The 7,158-nt window shown below is 69.9% G+C and carries 7 protein-coding genes and 1 pseudogene; 4 read left to right on the forward strand and 4 right to left on the reverse strand.

All coding sequences use genetic code 11. The features are described from left to right. Positions 1-392: 392 nt before the first annotated feature. Positions 393-785 (reverse strand): DUF6326 family protein, encoded by a 393-nt coding sequence (locus ACTOQ2_RS43530; RefSeq protein ID WP_440107845.1) that lies wholly within the window; start codon positions 783-785, stop codon positions 393-395. 241 nt (positions 786-1,026) lie between these two features. Between ACTOQ2_RS43530 and ACTOQ2_RS43535 the strand changes: the two genes are divergently transcribed. Continuing rightward, positions 1,027-2,247, forward strand: a complete 1,221-nt coding sequence (locus tag ACTOQ2_RS43535) for a sensor histidine kinase (RefSeq protein ID WP_440107847.1) — start codon at positions 1,027-1,029, stop codon at positions 2,245-2,247. Then, positions 2,226-2,906, forward strand: coding sequence for a response regulator (locus ACTOQ2_RS43540; RefSeq protein ID WP_440107849.1), 681 nt, complete (start codon positions 2,226-2,228; stop codon positions 2,904-2,906). Before ACTOQ2_RS43535 ends, ACTOQ2_RS43540 begins: the two co-directional genes overlap by 22 nt. 532 nt (positions 2,907-3,438) lie before the next feature. On the opposite strand, the gene ACTOQ2_RS43545 is transcribed toward ACTOQ2_RS43540, so the two are convergent. Both ACTOQ2_RS43545 and ACTOQ2_RS43550 read right to left on the reverse strand, forming a co-directional pair. Continuing rightward, on the reverse strand, positions 3,439-4,257 hold the full coding sequence (locus ACTOQ2_RS43545) for a hypothetical protein (RefSeq protein ID WP_440107851.1): 819 nt from the start codon (positions 4,255-4,257) through the stop codon (positions 3,439-3,441). Positions 4,258-4,404: 147 nt separating this feature from the next. Further along, positions 4,405-4,905 (reverse strand): MFS transporter, encoded by a 501-nt coding sequence (locus tag ACTOQ2_RS43550; RefSeq protein WP_440107853.1) that lies wholly within the window; start codon positions 4,903-4,905, stop codon positions 4,405-4,407. Between the two features lie 103 nt (positions 4,906-5,008). Between ACTOQ2_RS43550 and ACTOQ2_RS43555 the strand changes: the two genes are divergently transcribed. Beyond that, positions 5,009-5,185, forward strand: coding sequence for a CBS domain-containing protein (locus tag ACTOQ2_RS43555; RefSeq protein ID WP_440107855.1), 177 nt, complete (start codon positions 5,009-5,011; stop codon positions 5,183-5,185). Positions 5,186-5,318: 133 nt separating this feature from the next. Here the strand turns inward: ACTOQ2_RS43555 and ACTOQ2_RS43560 are convergent, their stop codons facing one another. Continuing rightward, positions 5,319-6,698, reverse strand: coding sequence for a TrkH family potassium uptake protein (locus ACTOQ2_RS43560; protein WP_440107857.1), 1,380 nt, complete (start codon positions 6,696-6,698; stop codon positions 5,319-5,321). A gap of 245 nt (positions 6,699-6,943) precedes the next feature. Here ACTOQ2_RS43560 and ACTOQ2_RS43565 point away from each other — a divergent pair. Continuing rightward, positions 6,944-7,158, forward strand: a pseudogene (locus ACTOQ2_RS43565) (hypothetical protein); the annotation flags it as partial.

The raw sequence follows: 7,158 nt of genomic DNA on the forward strand, positions 1-7,158 counted from the left end.
ACCTCGAGCGGCACCGCCACCCCGCCCACCGTCACCTGCACCCCCACCCCGTCGAGCTGACCCGTCCTCCGTACGAGCCCCGGGGTCTGTCCAGAGCTGAATCTCCCGGCCTACCGACTGGTAACGGCACAGAATCTACGTACTGTCCCCTTCCCGGAACAGCGTCTGCCCAGGTCAGCACGGTGAGAGCGCTACGGAGCCAATCCGGCCCGATGCCGGGCTCGGCTATCCACAGCCGAAACCCCGGCTTCTACGACGCCTTCATCAGCGCAGGTCAGACGGTACTTCGTTGGAAATTTCTTCATTGCTACCGGAACCCCTCGTCTTACCGACACCCCTAGTTAGAGGAGTTGCGGGCCTTGAGGTCCGCCGGGCCCGGCATCGGCGAAGCCTCATCCCGCAGGACGGTTCACGGCGGGTGAGGTGTTCATGCGCCAGGCCTGCCGCAGGATGATGGCCAGGCACACCACTTCCACGGCGGCCAGGACCAGGTAGTGGGGTTTCGCCGATCCGCCGCCGATGATGAATGCCGCGGTCAGCGGGGCCGCCACCAAGGTGACCCGCCGGGTCACCGCCGGTTTCAACACACGCGACAACACCACCATCACGATCGGGATCTCGACCATGACCGCGGATCCCACCAGGAGCAGCGGGGTCACGGGAACGCCCTCGGCATGCCCCGCCATGAGCCCCCGCAGAAATCCGGCGTTCAGGAAACTGAGGACATCCGCGTAGAGCATGGTGAACATGACGACGATCCACAGGGTGGAGAGTCGTGCTCGCACGTCACTCATTTCGGCCTCGGCGCCTTTCTGGGTTGTTGGACGGGGCCGGGGATTCCCGGCCGGTTCCGCGCGGCTGCCGGCGATGACGGAAGCTGCCGGTACCGGTCATGGGGACAGGCTGGCGCGACGGGCGAGCGCATCGCTACGGCCGCAGGTCGGCGCCCGAATGGCCGAAGGTCGGCGGTACAGGATCTACTTTGGTCGGATTCCGCTGGACCGGGGGCGGCCGTACCCTTTGATCGTGACGACCCCGGCAGGCCTGGACCATCGGATCCTGCTCCCCGCCAACGCGCTCAGCGGCCCCGAGCCCGCCCTGGTGCGCCCGGCCGGACGCACCAGGCGCGACTGGGCGGCCGATGTGGCGTTGTTCCTGCTGGCCATCGGACTCACGGCGCTCAACGTGGTGGAAGGCCTCGGCCAGCATCCCGCACCGGTGCCGTTCGCGGTGGACACCGCCCTCGGCGGGCTGAGCTGCCTGGGGGTGTGGCTGCGCCGGCGCCGGCCGGTCGGCTTCGCGGCGGTCGCGGTCGCGTTCAGCGTCTATTCGATGTCGGCCGCGGGGGTGGCGCTGATCGCGCTGTTCACCGTCGCGGCGCACCGGCGCGTGGCGGTGGCCGGCCCGATCGTGGCCGGGTGCGTGCTGGTGCCGTTCTTGACGCCGCTGGTCCGGCCGGACGTCCCGGTGCCGCCCTGGTGGCAGGCCCTGCTGGGCTTCGCCTGCATCGCCGCGGTGCTCGCCTGGGGAATGTTCGTACGAGCCCGGCGGCAGTCCCTGCACGAACGGGCCCGGCGGGTCGAATCCGAGCGGGAACTGCGCCTCGCCCAGGTCCGCCAGTCCGAACGCGACCGGATCGCCCGGGAGATGCACGATGTGCTCGCCCACCGCCTGTCCCTGCTCAGCCTGCACGCTGGGGCGCTGGAGCTTCGTCCCGACGCCGCGCCCGAGGAGGTCGCCCGGGCCGCCGGGGTGATCCGCGACAGCGCGCACCGGGCGCTGGAGGATCTGCGCGAGGTCATCGGCATGCTCCGCGCCGGCCGCGACCGGTCCGAGCAGGGGCCGGAGCAGCCCCAGCCCACCCTGGCCGATCTTCCCGACCTGGTCGATCAGTCACAGCGCGCGGGCATGCGGGTGCTGCTCGACTGCCGGGTGGGGGAACCGGCGGCCGCGCCCGCGGCGATCGGGCGCGGCGCGTACCGGATCGTGCAGGAAGGGCTGACCAATGCCCGCAAGCACGGCCGCGACGGCCAGGTGTCGGTGGCCGTCGACGGGGCGGCGGGGGAGGGGCTGACGGTCGAGGTGCGCAACCCGGCCGGCGCCACCGCCGTCGCCGGGATCCCAGGCGGCGGCAGTGGCCTGATCGGCCTGGCCGAGCGGGCCGGCCTGGCCGGTGGACGACTGGAGTACGGCCCGACCGCCGCGGGCGAGTTCCGGCTGTGGGCATGGCTGCCGTGGCCGAGGTGAACGCCGCGATCCGGGTTCTCATCGTCGATGACGACCCGCTGGTACGGGCCGGCCTGGCGATGATCATCGGCGGTTCGCCCGAGCTGAGCGTGGTGGGCGAGGCGGCCTGCGGAGCCGAGGTGCCCGCCGCAGTGGAGGCCTGCGCCCCGGACGTGGTGCTGATGGACATCCGCATGCCCGTGCTGGACGGCCTGGCCGCCACCGAGCTGCTGCGTGCCCGGCCCGACCCGCCCGAGGTCGTCGTGCTGACGACCTTCGACGCCGACGAGTACGTGCTGCGCGCCCTGCGCGCCGGGGCCAGCGGCTTCCTGCTCAAGCACACGCCGCCCGCCGAGATCCTGCGCGCGATCGTACAGGTGTCGGCCGGGGAGCCCATCTTGTCGCCGACGGTGACCCGCCAGTTGATCGCCCACGTCGCCGACACCGGCGCCGCCGCCCGGCGGCAGCACGCCGTACGCGTGCTGAGCCTGCTCAGCGAACGGGAACGGGAGGTGGCCGTCGCCGTGGGCCAGGGCGGGTCCAACGCCGAGATTAGCGGCGAGTTGTTCATGAGCATCGCGACCGTGAAGGCCCACATCTCGCGCATTCTCGACAAGCTCGACCTCAACAACCGCACCCAGATCGCCCTGCTCGCCCACGACGCCGGCCTGACCGACTGAACCTGGGGTCCGGTAGGAACGGAACGGTGAGCCCGGGTTGGTGTCACATCCGTTGACGCTCAAAGCATGATTACCAGTTAGGGGTCTCGGTAGTAACGGCCGCGAATCCAACGATGTTGCTGTTGATCTGCGGAGACTCCTTGAGAAAAACGATCACGGGACGGCGGGCCAAGCCCCATCCGTGCAGGTCAGACTCATATCCGTTGGATTTTCCGCGATTACTACCGGGACCCCCCGAAGGCGGCCTGGCACGACGTGCCGTCGTGGTTCGTGGTGGCCAAGCGGGACAACGCCATCCCCGCCGAAGCCCAGCGGTTCGCGGCCAAGCGGATGAAGGCCGCGTGACCGAACTGGACGCCTCCCACGCCGCGGCCGTCTCACGGCCGGGCGAGGTCTTCACGGTGATCGCCAAGGCGGCCGCTGCCGTTCGGTAAGCAGCTGTTCAGGCGGGTGCGTGCCGCGGAGCCGGCCCACTGTGGCCGCTGCTCCGCGGCATCAGCCGTGGTAACGCTCGAGTGCCCGGCTCACCCCGTCATGATCCTGATCCCGCGGATCCGGGCAGGAACGCGGTGGCTGCGCTGGACAGCAGCGGCCCGACAATCACCAGGCCCGTTTGCAGGTCGGTCATGAGATTGTGGTCGACCTCCAGGACCTGCTCCAGCTTCGCGCGTTCGTCGGCCCGACTGATCACTATCGCGGCGTCATCGGCGTCGCCAAGGGGCACCAGTTCGTCGCACAGACGGCTGGCGGCCTCGCGCAGCGCGGCCCGGGCCGGACCATACGTCAGGGCGACCAGCAGCGATCCAGCGCCGCCGAAAATCAGGACGACCCCTCGCGACGACAACGGGGCGGGAGAGGCGCCGAGCGCGAGCGTCGCCAGTGCCACGAGCAAGCCGACAGCGCCCAGCAGCCGCCGCAGCAGCCGCCGGAGGGCGATCAGTGCAGCCACCCGGGCGCCTGCTCCGCCATCCAGCACCCCGGCCGACCGGCGGATGCCCGACATCGTCGCCGTGACAGGAAGGGCGCCCACGCACGCGATCGCCGAGAGCCCCCAGCCCCGCCAGCCCGCGCGCGTGCTCGGAGACAGGAGCAGGGCAAGCACGACCAGCAGGAGGGCCAGCAGGAACAGGGCGCCGAGCGGGCGGACCACCTCCCGGACGCGTACGGAGCAAACGGCCGTCAGCTCTCTCCAACGCTGGACACCATGGGCGAACACAGCGCCGGAGGCGGCGCTGAGCGCCAAGGCGAGGCCCGCCCACACCTCCCACCCCGGAGCCGCCTTGTGAGCGGACGTGAGCACGATCACCAAGCCGAGTGCGAGCGCCGTCACGATGGCGACCGGTCGAAGCACGGGTTCCACCACCCCCGCCACGGGTCAGAGCCGGACGGTGATCGTGTCAGATGCCCCGGCCAGTGTCCATAGTGATGAGCAGGCACGCCTGCCCCGCCGCGGCTGGCCTGTGGGACAGCGCCGAGGACGGCTTCCTGGGGCGCCGTCTCACCCGGTCTCTCCGACCTCTGGTGCCCGGTGTGGCACGACCCAGATGAGCGTGGCGCCGACCAGCGCGGGCAGGGCGAATAGGTAGAAGTTCACCTGCGCGGGAAGGCCCGCGCTGAGGATGGCGCCGTCGAGGACCGGCCCGCCGATCGCGCCCACGCGGCCGACGCCGAGCGCCACGCCCACCGCGCTGGCCCTGGCCCGTATCGGGTAGGCGGCGGCCACGTACACGTTGACCAGGGCCTGCGTACCGATACTGCCCACGCCCGCGACCAGGACCACGACGTACAGCAGGACGGCCGGCCAGCGCACGCTCAGCGCGGTGATGCCGGCCGCGCCCAGCAGGAAGCAGGCGATGATCGTGACGCGGGAGCCGGCCCGCCCGGCTGTCCCGCAGGCGGGACACGCCGCCGGGGTGCCCGCAGACGTGGCATGCACCACGATCGCCCCGGCCCCGACCTGAACGCTGCCGATGACCAGGCCGACCAGTTGCGGGAACACCAGCCCCGAAAGATCCTTTACGTCACACCGGTGTCACGCTGACACAGCACTCCGAGATGGCCATGTACCGACACGAAACTATGACGGTCCGTCACCACCGAAAGTGGGCCAGAGCCGTTTTTTCTACAGTCCCCCGGTCACCGGCCCGGACGCCACCGTGCTGGAGATCGCCGCGCTGATGGCCCGCCCCCACAGCCCGCTGGTGGCCGTGGTGGGCGAGGAGGGCCTGCGCGGCGCGGTGACGCTGCAGGCGCTCATGGACGGGATGCTCGCCTCATGATGGCTTTGGCCTGGTTGTCGGTGGCGGTCTTCTTCGGCACTTACGCGCTGGTCGCGGTGAGGGAGGCGATCTTTGGCGCTGGCTCGGCATGGATGCGCAGGCCGAAGTGATGGGGAACTGCGGGCTGTGCGGTTCAGCCGACGATGATCTTCTCCTCGGGTAGCTCGTAGCGGCGGGTGCGATCGCGAAGCGCCAGCGCGGAGAACAAGGTGGTCGGGCCGACCCGGCCGGCGAACATGAGCGCGGTAATGATGAGTTGCCCGGCTGAGGTGAGGTCGGCGGTGATGCCCGTGGACAGGCCCACCGTGGCAACCGCCGAGACCACTTCGAACAACACCTTGTCCAGGCCGTGCGGGGTCAGGGCCAGCAGCGCGTAGGTGGAGATGGTGACCAGGCCCAGGCCCAGCAGGGTGATGGCCAGTGCCTGGCGCTGCACGGTGGCGGCCAGGCGGCGATGGCCGGCGTTGACGTGGGTCTCGCCGCGCAGCTCGGCCCACAATACGTAGGCCAGCACGGCGAAGGTGGTGATCTTGATGCCGCCGGCGGTGCCGGCGCTGCCGCCGCCGATGAACATCAAAACGTCGGTGGCCAGCCAGTTGGTCGGGTGCATGGCGGCGATGTCGAGGCTGTTGAACCCGGCGGTGCGCGGCATCGCCCCGGTGAAGAAGCCGGCCAGCAGCTTGGCGCCTACCCCCATCGGGCCGAGGGTCTTGGGGTTGGCCCACTCGGTGATGGTGAAGACCGCAAAGCCCGCAACCAGCAGGATCAGGGTGGTGGTGACGGTGATGCGGGTCAGTACCGACCACTGTTTCGGGCGACGCCAGGAGCGGCGCAGCTCGAAGATCACCGGATAGCCCAGGCCGCCGACGACGACGGCCGCGACGATCGGCAGGCAGATCCACGCGTCGGTGGAAAACCGCATCAGGCTGTCGGGCCACAGTCCGAAGCCGGCGTTGTTGAACGCCGAGATGGCGTGGAAGAGGCCCAGGTAGGCGGCGCGGCCGGGCGGCTCGCCGTAGCCGACGGCGAACCGTGCGGCGAGTGCGATGGCGACCAGCGCCTCGCAGGCCAGGGTGAACAGCACCACGTTGCCGATCACCCGGCGCAGATCGCTTGGCTGCGGGGCCTTGGTCTCGGCCTGGGCCCATATCCGGGCGCGCAGGCCGATCCGCCCGGAGATCATCATCGCGAACAGGGTGGCCAGTGTCATGATGCCCAGGCCGCCGGCCTGGATCAGCACCATGATGACGACCTCGCCGAAGGCCGACCAGTGGCTCGCGGTGTCCACGGTCACCAGCCCGGTCACGCACACCGCCGAGACCGCGGTGAACAGCGCGTCGATCAGCCGGGTCTCGACGCCGGATTCGGCCGCCCACGGGGTGGCCAGCAAGCCGGTGCCGACCGCGGCGGCGGCGGCGAACGCGGTCACGATGACCTGGGCCGGGTGCTGGAAGCGCTCCAGCAGCGCCCGGGAGACAGAGTGGCGGACAGAGCGGCGGACAGAGTGGCGCATCACCGGGCCATCTTGCCGCGCAGGCCGTACCCGATCCTCAGCGGGGTCAACACATTCGTCTTATGGGCACTTGGGGGATCCAGGAGGAACGAAACGGTGAGCCCGGGGTGGTGTCACAGCCGTTGACGCTCAAAGCATGATCGCCGGTCATGAAGACATTGGCCTCCCAGTCCTAGTGGAACGACGAGTCGGGGTTAGCGTCACACGATTTGACACACTGTCTCTGACCAGGCCAATCTTGCGCCGTGGCGGACTCAGAGGGTGTGGCGTTCCTGCGGTCTGATGTTGCCCGGTTCTGCAGCGAGATCGCCGATCTGGCACCCGCGGTACGGCTGGCGCGGCTGGCAGAGCTGCGGGCGATGCTCGATGACGTCACCTCACAGGGGGTTCCGGTAGTAATCGCCGAAAATCCAACGGATATACCCCTGACCTGCTCGGATGTGAGGGCGTCGTATCGCTG

Origin of the sequence: Streptosporangium sp. H16 (genome assembly GCF_051918855.1) — a bacterium.
Lineage (GTDB): Bacteria > Actinomycetota > Actinomycetes > Streptosporangiales > Streptosporangiaceae > Streptosporangium.